At 34.1% G+C, this 15,762-nt stretch carries 14 protein-coding genes; 11 read left to right on the forward strand and 3 right to left on the reverse strand.

Features of this window, described 5'->3' with window-relative positions; genetic code table 11:
- Nucleotides 1–26 precede the first annotated feature (26 nt).
- From QYS49_RS07540 to QYS49_RS07570, 7 genes are all read left to right on the forward strand, one after another.
- Nucleotides 27–962: a MerR family transcriptional regulator gene (locus tag QYS49_RS07540; protein ID WP_308351145.1), complete on the forward strand. Its 936-nt coding sequence runs from the start codon at nucleotides 27–29 to the stop codon at nucleotides 960–962.
- Nucleotides 963–1,330: 368 nt separating this feature from the next.
- A complete protein-coding gene (locus QYS49_RS07545) occupies nucleotides 1,331–1,834 on the forward strand; it encodes an RNA polymerase sigma factor (protein WP_308351146.1) in 504 nt (167 codons plus the stop codon).
- Between the two features lie 116 nt (nucleotides 1,835–1,950).
- Nucleotides 1,951–3,426 carry a bifunctional phytoene desaturase/3,4-desaturase gene (crtID, locus tag QYS49_RS07550; RefSeq protein ID WP_308351147.1) on the forward strand — a complete coding sequence of 492 codons (1,476 nt, stop codon included), beginning with the start codon at nucleotides 1,951–1,953 and terminating at the stop codon, nucleotides 3,424–3,426.
- A 10-nt stretch (nucleotides 3,427–3,436) separates the two neighbouring features.
- Nucleotides 3,437–4,279, forward strand: coding sequence for a phytoene/squalene synthase family protein (locus tag QYS49_RS07555; protein ID WP_308351148.1), 843 nt, complete (start codon nucleotides 3,437–3,439; stop codon nucleotides 4,277–4,279).
- Between the two features lie 9 nt (nucleotides 4,280–4,288).
- Entirely contained in the window at nucleotides 4,289–5,134 is an 846-nt protein-coding gene (locus QYS49_RS07560) for a 4-hydroxy-3-methylbut-2-enyl diphosphate reductase (protein ID WP_308351149.1), read from the forward strand.
- Between the two features lie 24 nt (nucleotides 5,135–5,158).
- Nucleotides 5,159–5,644 (forward strand): sterol desaturase family protein, encoded by a 486-nt coding sequence (locus tag QYS49_RS07565; RefSeq protein ID WP_308351150.1) that lies wholly within the window; start codon nucleotides 5,159–5,161, stop codon nucleotides 5,642–5,644.
- A 78-nt stretch (nucleotides 5,645–5,722) separates the two neighbouring features.
- Nucleotides 5,723–6,172, forward strand: coding sequence for a hypothetical protein (locus QYS49_RS07570; protein WP_308351151.1), 450 nt, complete (start codon nucleotides 5,723–5,725; stop codon nucleotides 6,170–6,172).
- A 45-nt stretch (nucleotides 6,173–6,217) separates the two neighbouring features.
- Here QYS49_RS07570 and QYS49_RS07575 read toward each other — a convergent pair whose 3' ends face one another.
- Nucleotides 6,218–6,871: a MarR family winged helix-turn-helix transcriptional regulator gene (locus QYS49_RS07575; protein WP_308351152.1), complete on the reverse strand. Its 654-nt coding sequence runs from the start codon at nucleotides 6,869–6,871 to the stop codon at nucleotides 6,218–6,220.
- Nucleotides 6,872–6,965: 94 nt separating this feature from the next.
- Here QYS49_RS07575 and QYS49_RS07580 point away from each other — a divergent pair, with 94 nt between their 5' ends.
- The 4 genes from QYS49_RS07580 to galE all read left to right on the forward strand — a co-directional run bounded on the left by QYS49_RS07580 (nucleotide 6,966) and on the right by galE (nucleotide 12,791).
- On the forward strand, nucleotides 6,966–9,353 hold the full coding sequence (locus tag QYS49_RS07580) for a TonB-dependent receptor (protein WP_308351153.1): 2,388 nt from the start codon (nucleotides 6,966–6,968) through the stop codon (nucleotides 9,351–9,353).
- Nucleotides 9,354–9,472: 119 nt separating this feature from the next.
- On the forward strand, nucleotides 9,473–10,771 hold the full coding sequence (locus QYS49_RS07585; protein ID WP_308351154.1) for a UDP-glucose dehydrogenase family protein: 1,299 nt from the start codon (nucleotides 9,473–9,475) through the stop codon (nucleotides 10,769–10,771).
- Between the two features lie 5 nt (nucleotides 10,772–10,776).
- On the forward strand, nucleotides 10,777–11,769 hold the full coding sequence (locus tag QYS49_RS07590) for a UDP-glucuronic acid decarboxylase family protein (RefSeq protein ID WP_308351155.1): 993 nt from the start codon (nucleotides 10,777–10,779) through the stop codon (nucleotides 11,767–11,769).
- Nucleotides 11,769–12,791, forward strand: coding sequence for a UDP-glucose 4-epimerase GalE (gene galE / locus QYS49_RS07595; protein WP_308351157.1), 1,023 nt, complete (start codon nucleotides 11,769–11,771; stop codon nucleotides 12,789–12,791). The genes QYS49_RS07590 and galE overlap by 1 nt, the downstream gene beginning before the upstream one ends.
- A 69-nt stretch (nucleotides 12,792–12,860) precedes the next feature.
- On the opposite strand, the gene QYS49_RS07600 is transcribed toward galE, so the two are convergent.
- Nucleotides 12,861–13,634 (reverse strand): alpha/beta fold hydrolase, encoded by a 774-nt coding sequence (locus tag QYS49_RS07600; protein WP_308351159.1) that lies wholly within the window; start codon nucleotides 13,632–13,634, stop codon nucleotides 12,861–12,863.
- Nucleotides 13,631–15,556, reverse strand: a complete 1,926-nt coding sequence (gene dxs, locus QYS49_RS07605; RefSeq protein ID WP_308351161.1) for a 1-deoxy-D-xylulose-5-phosphate synthase — start codon at nucleotides 15,554–15,556, stop codon at nucleotides 13,631–13,633. The genes QYS49_RS07600 and dxs overlap by 4 nt, the downstream gene beginning before the upstream one ends.
- Between the last annotated feature and the right edge of the window lie 206 nt (nucleotides 15,557–15,762).

Consider the following 15,762-nt stretch of genomic DNA (forward strand, 5'->3'; position numbering starts at 1 on the left):
CGGTAAGTAGAAAGGAGAGAAGCATAGTGAGCAGTTATTCAATTAAAGATTTAGAACACCTATCAGGAATTAAGGCACATACCTTGAGGATTTGGGAACAGCGATATAATTTTATCGAGCCTAAAAGGACTGATACCAATATTCGTTACTACAGTGATGAAGATTTAAAATTGGTATTAAACATTTCTACACTCAAGGAAAATGGATATAAAATATCCAAAATAGCCAAAATGGGTGAAGAGGAATTAAGTCAAGAGGTTTTAAAAATAGCAGAAACTAATCTAAGATTTCCTGATCAAATCAACTCATTAACCTTGAGTATGATTGATATGGATGAAGATAGGTTTGAGAGCATCCTAAATAATAATATCCTGAAATATGGTTTTGAAAGAACCATGTTGAATATTATTTATCCATTTTTAGCTAAGATTGGAATGTTATGGCAAACAGGGAGCATTTTGCCTGCCCAAGAACATTTCATTTCAAATTTGATTCGTCAGAAAATGACCGTTGCAATTGACGGACAGTATGTTACTGAAAGAGAATCTAAGGGAAAATGGCTATTGTATTTGCCAGAGGGCGAGTTACACGAATTATCTTTAATGTTTTCAGCTTTCTTATTGAGAGCAAGAAAATTTAAGGTCATTTATTTAGGTCAAAACCTTCCGAAATCAGATTTGTATTCTGTTAAAGAAATACATGAGCCAGATTATGTACTAACAATTTGTACTGCAGCTCCTAAAAAATCTGAAGTTCAAGAATATATTGATGAAGTGGCAGATTTATTTAGTAGTGCAACTTTTTTTATTGGTGGTTTTCAGGTAATAGGGCAAGATATTAAAAGGAAGAAAAATGTTGAGTTTATTATGAAAATGGAGGATCTAATTGATTTCATTAAGGAAAAAGATATTGAACTTTCCCCTAAAAGACCAGAAGGTCAAAAAAATATGAAATACGAATAAGAAATATATTTAACACTAAATACAAAGCTATCCGAAAGGATGGCTTTTTTTATGCCCTTAATTTTGATATGACCCTTCGATTTCTTGAATTATATTGATTTATTTATTCAACACTTAAACAGAAAGATATAAAAATCTAAATATATTTTCATTTTGTTCAACATTTCTTAAACATTTAAAATCAATGTATCAACATGTAAAATATTGCGTTTAAGCTCCTATATAAGCTTTTATACGGTTTTATAATTAAAATTAACTTGTTATAAATGTCATATTGTTTAATTAAAATAAAAAATAATTAAACAAAATATTTGGTTATTGTTTAATTAAATTATAGATTTGTTAAACAACATTAAACACTGACAATCATGACAGCATTAGAATTTGGTTACGCGATTAATAACATGACGAAATCTATGAAACCGTTCGCATTAAGGCTGACGAAAGACATGGAGCAGGCAAATGATTTAATTCAGGAAACTGTATTAAAAGCATTTTCAAACCGAGAGAAATTTTCTGAGGGTACTAATTTGAAAGCATGGTTGTTTACTATCATGAAGAATACATTCATCACCAACTATCAGAGAATGGTGAGAAGAAAAACTTTCATTGACACTACTGAAAATTTACATTTCATTAATTCTACTGAAAATATTGCACAGAATTCAGCTTATGGTTCTTTTGCTATGGCTGACATTGTAAGTCAAATTTCTAAATTGGATGATGTTTATAAAGAGCCATTTATGATGCATTTCAGAGGTTTTAAATACCATGAAATAGCTGAAAAATTGGAAATTCCAATTGGAACTGTTAAAAATAGAATTCACATTGCCAGAAAAGAGTTGAAAGATGCTCTTAAAATATATGCCTAAAATATAACCTATAATTAGTAAACCATTAAAATGCTTTGCTAATTATGGGCTAATCAGTATTTTTTGAGAATTTTTTTGTGTAATTTAATCCTAGTTTTTTTATAACTAACTCATTAATGGCAAATAAAAAAGTAGTAGTAATTGGTTCTGGTTTTGCAGGTTTATCAACTGCAACTTACCTTGCCAACGAGGGCTGTGATGTTACAGTCTTAGAAAAAAACAAGGATTTAGGAGGGCGAGCCCGTCAGTTCAAAGCTGAGGGCTTTACTTTTGATATGGGTCCAAGTTGGTATTGGATGCCTGATGTTTTTGAAAAGTATTTTGAAACCTTTGGCAAAAAAGTATCGGATTATTATGAGCTCCAAAGACTAGACCCTTCTTACCACGTCCTTTTCGGAAAAGACGATATTTTGAAAGTGCCTGCCAATATGCAGGAGTTCAAAAATATGTTAGAAAAACTTGAACCGGGTAGTGGTGTACAGCTAGACAAATTCTTAGAGCAAGCAGCTTATAAATACGAAAAGGGAATCAACGATTTGGTTTATAAACCTGGTCGTTCGCTTACTGAATTCATGAGTGTCAAATTGTTGTTTGATATGGTTAGAATGGATATATTTTCATCCATATATAGTCATGTCCGAAAATTTTTTAAGAATGATCGCATTATTCGTTTAATGGAATTTCCCATTCTTTTCTTAGGAGCTCTTCCGGAAAATACCCCTGCACTTTATAGCTTAATGAATTATGCTGATATCAGCTTAGGAACGTGGTATCCGAAAGGAGGAATGCATAAAATAGTGGAAGGAATGGTGAAGTTGGCAGAAGAAAAGGGAGTGAAGTTTAAAACTGATCAGGAAGTGCTATCTGTTGATTGTGAAGGTAATCTTGCTAAAAGAGTAATTACTAAAAATGAGACTTATGAAGCAGATGTGATTGTTTCTTCTGCTGATTACGAGCATACTGATCAAAAAATTCTTCCTGAGAGTTTTAGAAATTATAATACCAAATATTGGGAAAGTAGAACAATGGCGCCTTCTTCTTTAATTTTCTACTTAGGTGTAGATAAAAGAATTGAGGGATTGGTTCACCATAATTTATTTTTTGATCATGATTTTGGTCCTCATGCCCAAGAAATTTATGAAACTCCAAAATGGCCGAATGAGCCATTATTTTATGTAAGTGCTCCATCTAAAACTGATGATACTGTAGCTCCAGAGGGTAAAGAGAATATATTTATATTAATGCCTGTGGCTCCTGGTTTAGAGGATAATGAGGAAATAAGAGAAAAATATTATGATCTCATTATGGATAGAATGGAGAAAATATTAGGAGAAGATATCAAGAAATATGTAACTTATAAGCGTAGTTATGCGCATAATGATTTCATAAATGATTATCATTCATTTAAAGGAAATGCTTATGGCTTAGCCAATACTTTAAAGCAAACCGCTATATTGAAACCTGCTTTAAAAAATAAGAAACTGAAAAACTTTTATTACGCTGGGCAGTTAACTGTCCCGGGTCCGGGAGTGCCTCCATCTTTGATATCAGGGCAGGTAGTGGGCAAAGAGGTAATGAAAGATTTCATTTAGAATTAACAGCATGGATGCTAAAGAACTATTTAACCAAACCACATTTGAATGCAGTAAGCTGATTACGAACCGATATAGTACGTCTTTCAGTTTGGGCATCAAAAGTCTTGATAAAAAATTTCATTATCCTATTTATGCTATTTATGGTTTTGTTCGCTATGCGGACGAAATTGTGGATACTTTTCATGATAAAGATAAATCATCCCTTTTAAAAGAATTTAAGGCACAGACTTATGAAGCAATTGAAAATCAAATCAGTTTAAATCCTGTTTTGCATTGCTTTCAAATGGTAGTAAATGAATATCAAATAGATCATAAATTAATTGAAGCATTTCTGCATAGCATGGAAATGGATTTGTTGGATATTGACTATGAACAATCCTCTTATGAGGAATATATTTATGGCTCTGCAGAAGTAGTGGGTTTAATGTGCTTAAAGATTTTTTGTGAAGGTGATGAAGTGGAATATCAAAAGTTATTACCATCTGCAAAAAGTTTAGGATCGGCTTTTCAGAAAGTCAATTTTCTACGAGATATCAAATCGGATTATTACGAAAGGGGTAGGGTTTACTTTCCTGGAGTAGATTTTAATGATTTTTCAGCTTCGCATAAAGAAAAAATAGAGGCTGATATTCAAAAAGATTTTGATCATGCCTATGAAGGAATAGTGAAATTACCAAGAGGAGCGAGATGGGGTGTATACCTTGCTTATACTTATTATTTGAAATTATTTGATAAGATTAAGCGATTCCCACCTAATAAAATTTTGGAAGAAAGGGTAAGAGTTCCTGATTCAAAAAAACTATTTTTACTGTTGGGTAGTTATGTAAAACATCAGTTTAATACGCTTTAAAATTCACTCATGATGAACCTAAACGTTAAAATAGATAATAGTTCTGGATTCTGCTTTGGCGTAGTATATGCTATCGAAATGGCAGAAGATATGCTAGATGAGCAAGGTTACCTTTTTTGTTTAGGTGATATTGTACATAATGATGAGGAGGTGAAAAGACTTGAGGCAAAGGGATTGAAAATTATCGATCGTGATGCTTTAAAAGAATTGAAGGATGAAAAAGTTTTAATTCGAGCTCATGGAGAACCTCCTTCCACCTATAAATTAGCAATTGAAAATAATCTTACTTTAGTAGATGCTTCTTGTCCTGTTGTATTGAAATTACAGAATAGGATTAAAAACTCCTTTGATAAAAAGGAACAAATATATATATACGGGAAGCATGGTCATGCAGAAGTTGAAGGTTTATTAGGACAAACCAATCAGGAAGCTGTTGTTTTTCAGGATATAACTGAATTGGATATTGACAGTCTGCCAAGGGAAATGACTTTATATAGCCAAACCACCAAAAGCACTGATAATTTCTATAAAATCAAAGAAACTTTAACTGAAGCGGGTATAAGTGTAAATGCAAATGACACCATATGCCGACAAGTTTCCAATAGAGATAAAGAGCTTAGGTCATTTGCCGGAGAATTTGATAAAGTTATTTTCGTTTCAGGAACAAAATCATCTAACGGAAAGGTTCTATATAATGTATGCAAGGATAAAAATCCTAATACCTATTTCATTTCTAATATTACTGAATTAGAGAAAAACTGGTTTAGAGATAATGATTCAGTAGGAATTTGCGGTGCCACTTCCACTCCAATGTGGTTGATGGAGCAAGTTCGAGATGAATTATTGAAATATTAAGCTTAATTTTGTAGAATATTCACCATGTCAGAAGTCTTGACCATATTATTTTACACCTTTTTAATTGTAGGAACCTTCTTCTTTATGGAAGGAGTTGCTTGGTTTACCCATAAATACATCATGCATGGATTCCTATGGACATGGCACAAATCACATCATAAAGTACATAATCATAAACTGGAAAGAAATGATTTGTTTGCAGTGGTGTTTAGCGTTCCTTCTGCAGCTTTGATTATGGCTGGAATTGAATTTCCAGAAGTGAGATGGTTATTATTTGTAGGAATAGGAGTAGCCTGCTATGGAGTATTCTACGTCTTATTCCATGATATTTTGGTGCACAGAAGAGTGAAACTAAAATTCAAAGCCAAAAATTCTTACCTAAAAAGAATGATGAGAGCCCATTACATCCATCACGAAGTACACACAAAAGAAGGAGCTGAAGCTTTTGGTTTTCTATACGCCCCAAAAAAATACGAGCCCAAAGAAGAGAAAAGTAAATTAAAAGCTTAAATTTATAACCTGAGTTCGATTTTAATTTAGAATTCAGAACGCCTATAAATAATTTTTTCAAACTTAAAATCCTAAAACATGAAAAAGATATTCTTTAGTCTGTTTTTTATTGCATTGTGTTCACTTTCGGTAAGTGCTCAAGACTTAAATATGAAAGAAATGGTTTCTAAATTGCAGACTTATCTTAATGGTGTAGAAGAAAATGCAACTATTGCAATTAGCGATGAAGGAGTCGTTACATATACTAAAAGATATCGCGATGAAAAAAATAGCTATAGGGCAGTATTTCGATTATCTAATGTTAAGATTTCGTTAGAGGAGGTTAAAGAAGATAATCTAATTGAAGGTGAGCCTCAATATTATATGAAATTTGATTGTGAAAATAAAAAGGAACCATGTATCATTTATACTAAGCTCTCCGATGAATCTTCCACCAATTCTTACAAGTTTACAAATTTCCCTGTGTGGACTTTAGAAAATGGAGAAGATGCAGTAAATAAATTAAAAATGTTGAAATCTAAATTTTAAGATTTAGTTTAAGGATGCAAATAAATGATTTGAAATGAGGAAGGTTTATTCTAATAAATCTTCCTTTAATTTTTCCCAATTTTCATTCTTATAATGCTCATAACAGTGTTGATGATACTTGTCAAGTTTAATAAGTGAATCAAAAAGTTTTACTTTTTCAGTTTTATTCAAATTACCCACCAAATGTTTGCTGACCTCATTGGCCCGATTCATAACTGAAAAACTAGCTATTTTTCCCTTTTCAGTCAATTTCAAGTGCTTACTTCTCTTGTCAATTTCATTTGCTTTTTCTTCTAAGATTCCATTTTTCACTAGTCGTTTTATGGTTTCGAAAATAGTGGTTTTCTCTTGAAGCGAATGATTGGCAACTTCCGACTTACTACATCCTTCATGACTCATTACAAATAAAGCTACTCCAAATTCCGTTAAATTGTGGATAGTTTGATTGGCAAATGCTTTTTTCTCCCAAATCTGAGTAAAACTCATCATTCTTCCCCAAGCCCAACCAATATATTCATCTGGTGAATTCGCTGGAAATGGGAAAGGCATTTTTTTGCTCATTTGTTCTAATTCATTTCCAGTATTCTCTTCCTTTTCATCTTCGATCAAACTTTCCCCAAACTCACTCATAGTCGCATTCGGATTCTTTTTTAAGAAATCCTGGTAGAGTTGAAGCAGTTTAATTCCGTTATCTAACATTTTCTGAAAAGTTTTATTCTAATATTAAAACAACCTTGTAACAAAAATGTTATGAATTTGTAATAATATTAAATCTTAAACTTAAATATTAAAAATGAAACGTTACATTTTTGGATTAATAGGTGCTGTTATAGTTTTTATGACTTTATCTCAATCACTTTTTGCACAAGGGAAGGCTAGTTTTGGCGGTTATGTAAGAGATGCTAAAACGGAGGAGCCTTTAATTGGAGCAACTGTAATTATAGAAGGAACGGAATTAGGTGCAGTAACGAATGTTGAAGGCTACTATGAAATTAAAAATATAGAACCTAAATCTTATACTGTAACTGCTTCCTTTGTAGGATATAAAAATGCTTCGAAATTTAATGTGACAGTTCGCTCAGGTGGAATTCCTAATGTGAATTTTGAATTATCTGAGGATGTAGAGCAATTAGAAGGGGTTACCGTTCGAGCTAATCCCTTTAAGAAAAATGAAGAAACACCACTTTCAATTCAAAGATTATCCCCTGAGGAAATTGCTACCTATCCTGGGGGAAATAACGATATAGCTAAAGTTGCACAGTCTTTACCTGGTGTTAGCGGTTCGGTTGGTGGTTTTCGAAATGATATTATTATCCGTGGGGGAGCTCCAAATGAAAATGTGTATTACTTAGATGGGATTGAGATTCCCAACATCAATCATTTCAGTACTCAAGGAAGTGCTGGTGGTCCAGTAGGATTATTAAATGTATCCTTTTTCGAGGGTGTAACTTTATCTTCCAGTGCTTTTGCAAGCCAATATGATAATGTGCTTTCAGGAGTATTACAATTTGATCAAAGAGATGGAAACAGAAGAGAATTTAGAAATAATTTCAGATTGAGCAGTAGTGAAGCTGCCGTTACCACTGAAGGTCCTTTATTCAAAAAGAAAGATGAAGAAACTAGTAATACTTCATTTATTGCATCAGTGAGAAGATCATATTTACAATTATTATTTCAGGCTATTGATTTGCCATTTTTACCTGATTATTGGGATTATCAATATAAATTGACTCATAAATTTGATGATTATAATGAGCTAATTTTCACGGGTGTGGGTTCTCTTGATGATTTGACCATCAATGCCCCAGATGATTTTGATGCTGAGCAACAAGCTGTTTTAGACCAAATACCTGTCATTCAACAGTGGAGCACTACTTCAGGCTTAAGCTGGAAACGTAGGTTTAAAGATAATTCTGGTTTTATGACTACTGCTTTGAGCACTAATATTTTGAATAACCAATTCGAACAATTTGAAGATAATGTAAATCAGGAAGGATTGGTATTTAGCAATAATTCTCAGGAGCAGGAAATAAAATTACGCTACAATTTGACCAAATTCATGGAAGATTGGACTTTCAATACAGGTTTTATAGTGCAAGAGGCCATTTATTCTAATAATTCTGAATTGATAGATGAAAACAGAGGTTTTGATTATGAAAATAGCTTGAATTTTACACGTTATGGTTTAAATGCCCAGGCTTCTCGAAATTTTGTGAATGACAGATTAGGAGTTTCTGCTGGCTTTAGAGTGGATGGAAATACTTTTACTGAAACAGGAAATGAAATTTACAGAACATTTAGTCCTAGGTTCTCTGCATCTTATACCTTTGATGAAAAAAGGAAATGGACTGTAAATGCATCAGTAGGTAGATATTATAAAATACCTCCTTATACTATTTTAGGATTCACCGATCAAAATAATACTTACGCCAATAAAGATGCTGAGTATATCCAAAGCGACCATTTGGTAGCAGGAATTGAATATTTGGTAACTCCATCATCTAGATTTAGCATAGAAGGTTTTTATAAGAAATACGATAATTATCCAGTTTCTGTAGTGGATAGTGTTTCTCTGGCTAATTTGGGAGGAGGATTTTCAGTATTGGGAAATGAAAATATTGAAAGTGTAGGTTTAGGTAGAACTTATGGGATGGAGTTTCTTTATCAACGAAAGCTGACTAAAGACTTTTACGCAATATTGGCTTATACGCTATATAGAAGTGAATTTACCGGGTTTGATAAAAATGAATATTTGCGTTCAACTTGGGATAATAGAAATTTATTGACTTTCACAGGAGGTTATAAGTTTGGAAATAACTGGGAAGTTAGTGCAAGGGTTCGCTATTTGGGTAAAACACCATTGGCACCAGTCGATCAAGAAGCTACACTACAGTCTTATCCTACTATTATTAGAGATTATTCTAGACAAGGAGATTTGCTTTTAGATCCATTTAATCAAACCGATATCAGGATTGATAAAAAGTGGAACTTTGATAACTGGACTTTCAATATCTTTTTTGAAGTACAAAATGCTTTTGTACAAAATCTGCCTTCAGAGCCTAATTTTGGGTTAAGAAGAAATGATAATGGCGAAATACAACAACCTCGCGAATTAGTACGTATTGCAGATGTAAGTAATAGTTCTTTATTACCTAATCTAGGTATAGTAATTGATTTTTAAATTAAAGCTTTCTGATCTTAATTTCTATCAAATATTAGTTTAATTTTGACCTAAAATTTATTTTGGAATCTGATATATTTTTAGATTTCAATGTCATTTAACCAAAATATAAATATTAAATGAAAATAGCAGTAGTAGGTACAGGTTATGTAGGATTAGTAACGGGAACATGTTTTGCAGAAACAGGAAATCACGTTACCTGTGTAGATATAGATGAAGCCAAAGTACAGAAATTACAATCCGGTAAAGTGACCATTTATGAGCCGGGTCTTGAAGTGATATTCGAAAGAAATGTTAAACAAAACAGATTAGATTTCACAACAAACCTTAAAGAAGGAATTAAAGATGCTGAGGTGATTTTCTTAGCCTTACCAACTCCTCCAGGTGGAGATGGAGCAGCAGATTTACAATATGTTTTAAAAGTAGCAGATGACTTGGGTCACATACTAGAAAATTATGCTGTAATAGTAGATAAAAGTACTGTTCCTGTAGGAACTGCAGATAAAGTGCATGCTGCTATCTCAAAAAATGCCAAAGTAGATTTTGATGTAGTCTCCAATCCAGAATTCCTGAGAGAGGGCGTTGCAGTGGAAGATTTCATGAAACCTGATAGGGTAGTGATAGGAACTCAATCTGCTAAAGCGACCAAAATCATGGAGAGACTTTATGCTCCATTGGTACGTCAAGGTAATCCTGTCATTTTTATGGATGAGAAGTCAGCTGAGTTGACTAAATATGCAGCCAATTCATTTTTGGCTACCAAGATTACTTTCATGAACGAGATCGCCAATCTTTGTGAAAAACTAGGTGCCAATGTAGACATGGTGCGTAAAGGAATCGGAACCGATACCAGAATTGGGAAAAGATTTCTTTTTGCAGGAATCGGATATGGTGGAAGCTGTTTTCCAAAAGATGTTCAAGCATTGGCAAAATCTGCCAAAGATGTAAATTATGATTTCAAGATATTGAATGCCGTAATGGATGTGAATACTACCCAGAAAACGCGTTTGATGGATAACTTAAATGGCTATTTTAAAAATGATTTAAAGGGCAAAACGATTGCTATGTGGGGATTGGCTTTTAAACCCAATACAGATGATATTAGAGAAGCACCTGCATTGTACAATATAGAAGCTTTAATTGAAGCTGGAGCAAAAGTGCAAGCTTATGATCCTGAGGCTATGGAAAATGTAAAAGATCAGATAGGTGATAAAATCACTTATGCCGATAATCCAAATGATGCTTTAAAAGGAGCAGATGCTTTAATGATTATGACAGAATGGCCAGTATTCAGAACCCCTGATTTCAATATCATCAAAAAGGAATTAAAAGACCCTTTGATTTTGGATGGGAGAAATTTATATGAGGTAGAGCAAATGAAAGAATTAGGCTTTACATATTTCAGCATAGGAAGGTAAGGATTATGGCTAAAGAAAGAGTATTAATTACTGGAGCAGCAGGATTTTTAGGTTCGCATTTGTGTGATAGATTCATCAAAGAAGGCTATGATGTAATTGGAATGGATAACCTGATCACAGGGTCTATGGACAATATTGCCCATCTGATGGGGAAGGAGAATTTCGAATTTTATCATCATGATGTATCTAAATATGTTCACGTTTCCGGTGATTTGAAATATATTCTGCATTTTGCTTCTCCTGCAAGTCCGATTGATTACCTAAAAATTCCTATTCAGACTTTGAAAGTAGGGGCTCATGGAACGCATAACTTATTAGGCCTTGCCAAAGATAAAAAAGCACGAATTTTGGTGGCTTCTACTTCAGAAGTTTATGGTGATCCGCTGGTGCATCCGCAAACTGAAGATTATTACGGTAATGTGAATCCTATTGGGCCCAGAGGTGTGTATGATGAAGCCAAACGCTTTATGGAATCCATTACGATGGCATACCACACTTATCATCAATTAGAAACCCGTATTGTAAGAATTTTCAATACCTATGGCCCTAGAATGAGGCTGAATGACGGTAGGGTATTGCCTGCTTTTATTGGGCAAGCCTTAAGGGGAGAAGATTTAACCATTTTTGGAGATGGTTCACAGACCCGTTCATTCTGTTATGTGGATGATTTGGTTGAAGGAATTTATAGATTATTGTTGAGTGATCATTCTTATCCAGTCAATGTGGGAAATCCTGATGAGATTACGATTTCGGAATTTGCTGAAGAAATCATTAAATTGACGGGAACTAAGCAAAAAGTTATTTATAAAGATCTTCCAAAAGATGATCCAAAGAAAAGGCAGCCAGACATTACTAAAGCTAAAGAACTGTTAGGATGGGAGCCAAAGGTCAACAGACAGGAAGGTTTGAAGATTACTTATGAATACTTTAAATCTTTAGATAAGGAAAAGCTTTTCCAAAAGGAGCATAAAGATTTTGAAAAATATATAGTAAAATAATGGCAAACAAAGTACTGGTTACGGGTGGATTAGGTTATATAGGTTCTCATACTGTGGTAGAATTGATGAATCAAGGCTATGAACCTTTAATTATTGATAATCTTTCTAACAGCGATATATCAATTTTAGAAAGAATAGAGAAAATCACCGGTAAGCGGCCTGAATTTCAACAAGTTGAAATGCGGGATAAGGAGCAATTGCAGGAAGTCTTCTGGAGTAACAATAATCAAATAGTAGGAGTAATTCATTTTGCAGCCGTATTGTTGGTAGGAGAATCAGTAGAACAGCCATTACATTACTATTATAATAACCTGACATCCACTATCAATTTACTGGAGTGTATGAATGAGTTTGATGTCAAACCTATCGTTTTTTCATCCTCATGCACAGTTTATGGTAATCCAGATCAATTGCCTGTAAGTGAAGATGCACCTATTAAACCCGCTATTTCTCCTTACGGGAATACTAAGAAAGTTTGTGAAGATATTTTAAAAGATTCCAGTATTGCTCATCCTATTAAAGTGGTTTCTTTAAGATATTTCAATCCAATTGGAGCTCACGAATCTTCTTTGATTGGAGAGTTTCAGTCTGGTCCGCCTCATCATTTAGTGCCTTTTATTACCGAAACTGCAACTGGGAAAAGAGAAAAGCTCAATATTTTTGGGGGTGATTGGAATACTTCTGATGGTACTTGTGTAAGAGATTATATTCATGTTTCGGACGTAGCAGAAGCTCATATCAATGCTATGGAATATGCTATAAAGCAATCTGATAATTCATTTAAAGTATTCAATATTGGTTCGGGGGATGGGTATTCAGTCCTAGAGATGGTCAAAAGTTTTGAAAAGACCACTGGGATGAAAGTCCCCTATGAGATAGTAGACAGACGACCAGGAGATGTAGAGGCTGTTTATGCTGACACAACTAAAGCAACCCAAGAGATAGGTTTTAAAACCAAAAGAAACTTGGATGAGATGCTCAAATCGGCTTGGGATTGGGAACAAGCTTTAGCTAAAGAATAATTACGAATTAAGGTTCTTTCGATTTATTGATTAAAGATATATATGACCAATTGTCAACTGTCTTTATTCTCACTTATGAGTAACTTCTATAAACTTTGAGATAGCTTGAAATACTTCTTCTTCCTCTTCAAACATTCCCATATGACCAGTTCTAGGTAAGTTTTTTAAATAAGGGTGTTTCATGTACTTAATTTGGGATTTACTTAAAGCAACAGGAATGCTGCTATCTTTTTCTCCGTAAACAAATAATATAGAACCCTCAAATTCTTTTATGAAATCCAAGCTGTCACTACGATCACGCATAGCCAACATATAATCGGTTAGTGTTTTTTCAGGAATTTTGCTCCCTTCATCTACTATTGATTGGATAGTATCTTTTAATTTATCTCGATGGCTATCATCAAAAAGCATAGGGACAAAGCTTTCAATAAATTTAGCTACACCATGCTTTTGAATAAACTCAATTGATTTTTCTCTACCTTCCTTTTTCTCGTCCGAATCGGCTAAAGCTGTAGAGTGAATAAGACCAATGTGAGAAACAATATTAGGAAATCTTTTAGCTATTTCGAGTGTGACATATCCACCCAATGAATGTCCCATAATTATGCATTCAGACACATTAAGTCTTTTTAGGCAATCATAAATGGAATTAGCTACCATATCAAGACTTAGCTCATAGGGTAAGCTATCACTCTTTCCAAAACCGGGCAAATCAGGTGTGATTACCTTGTATTTGTCAGATAATCTTTCTCTGTAATGGTTCCAAATTTTATGGGTTTCCCCATAGCCGTGTAAAAAAACTACCGGATAACCTTTTCCGGAGACTTCATAGTGAATGGTCATAGTTTAGCATGTAATGAATGTTCAACCATTTGAAGCGCTGTAGTAAAAATACCTTCCGGATCGAAGTTGCATTCTGCATGAAGTTCATGTTGCTCACCATGCTCTACAACCCTATCTGGAATCCCTAAGCGTTTCACTTGTGAAGAATAATCATTTTCTGCCATAAATTCAAGTATTGCGCTACCAAATCCTCCCATTAGACAACCATCTTCTGTGGTTATTACCTTTTTATATTGGGAAAATACCTCATGCAACATTTTTTCATCCAATGGTTTTACAAATCGCATATCAAAAACACCAGCCTCAACTCCTTCTTCAGATAATTTTTCTGCTGCTTCCAATGCATAATTTCCAATATGACCAATGCTTAAAATAGCGATGTCTTTACCATCTCTTACTTTTCTTCCAGTTCCAATTTCCATAGCTTCCATTGGCGTTCTCCACTCCGGCATCACACCTTTTCCTCTTGGATATCGAATAGTGAAAGCTTTTCCTTCTCTAGGTAACTGAGAAGTGTACATCATATTTCTTAGTTCCGATTCATTCATAGGAGCTGCTACTATCATATTCGGTATGCATCGCATAAAAGCAATATCATAATTACCATGATGAGTAGGGCCATCAGCACCTGCAAAACCCGCTCTGTCTAAGAAAAAGTTAACAGGCAAATCTTGAATACATACATCATGGATTACTTGGTCGTAACCCCTTTGCATGAATGTACTGTAAATATTACAGAAAGGAATTAATCCTTGAGTAGCCAATCCTGCTGAAAATGTCACCGCATGTTGTTCTGCTATTCCTACATCAAAAGCTCTATCTGGCATGGCTTTCATCATGATATTTAATGAAGATCCAGATGGCATTGCAGGAGTAACTCCTACGATTTTATCATTTTGCTCAGCCAATTCTACTATAGTATGACCAAATACTTCCTGATATTTTGGAGCAGACGGCTTTTCAACAGGCTTTTTCTGAATTTCTCCTGTTATTTTATCAAATTTCCCTGGAGCGTGCCATTTGGTTTGATCTTTTTCAGCTGGGCCAAACCCTTTACCTTTAGTAGTTACACAGTGCAATACTTTAGGGCCAGGGATGTCTTTTAAATCTCTTAAAACATGTACCAAATGATTGACATCATGACCATCAACAGGCCCGAAATACCTTAAATTAAGGGATTCAAATAAGTTACTTTGCTTTAACAAAAATGATTTTATGCTATTCTCTAATTTCCCTACAACTTCTTGCGCGCTTTTTCCAAAGCCACTTACTTTCCCTAATAATTTCCATACATCATCTCGCATTCTGTTATAGGTGTGCGAGGTGGTGATATCCGTTAAATATTCTTTTAATGCGCCAACATTTGGGTCAATTGACATACAATTATCATTTAATATGATAATCATATTGGCATCTGAAGCACCAGCATGATTCATGCCTTCAAAAGCCATACCGCCAGTCATGGCGCCATCACCAATTACAGCAATGTGTTGTTTATCAAATTCTCCTTTAAGGTTAGATGCCATTGCCATACCCAAAGCAGCAGAGATTGAGGTAGAAGAGTGTCCTACACCAAACGCATCATATTCGCTTTCTTTTCTTTTAGGAAAACCAGACATTCCACCATAAACCCGGTTAGTATGGAATTTTTCTTTTCTTCCTGTTAAAATTTTATGTCCATAAGCTTGATGCCCTACATCCCAAATCACTTGGTCTTCTGGTGTGTTGAATACGTAATGAAGGGCTGTAGTCAGTTCTACAACTCCTAAGCTAGCACCGAAATGTCCGCCATAAATCGATACATTATCAATGATGAATTGTCTTAATTCTTGGCTTAATTGGACTAATTGAGATTGATTGAGTTTCCTGAGATCATCAGGACTGTCAATCTTTGATAAAAGTTCTCCGGGTTGAATAAGCATAATATCTTAATATGTTTAATGCTGAAAACAAATACTTCATGTAAATGTTTCACCTGATTAAATATTGCGTCATTTTTTTTGTTTGACAGAAAATTCAATCATTGTGTTGAGTGTCCTCAATTAATAAGTCTGTCGAGGACAATTTCAATCTACAAATTACCGAATTTTTTGTGTTATAAATGCAAATTTACAATAATTTCCTGCCA

Origin of the sequence: Marivirga salinae (assembly GCF_030503855.1) — a bacterium.
Lineage (GTDB): Bacteria > Bacteroidota > Bacteroidia > Cytophagales > Cyclobacteriaceae > Marivirga > Marivirga salinarum.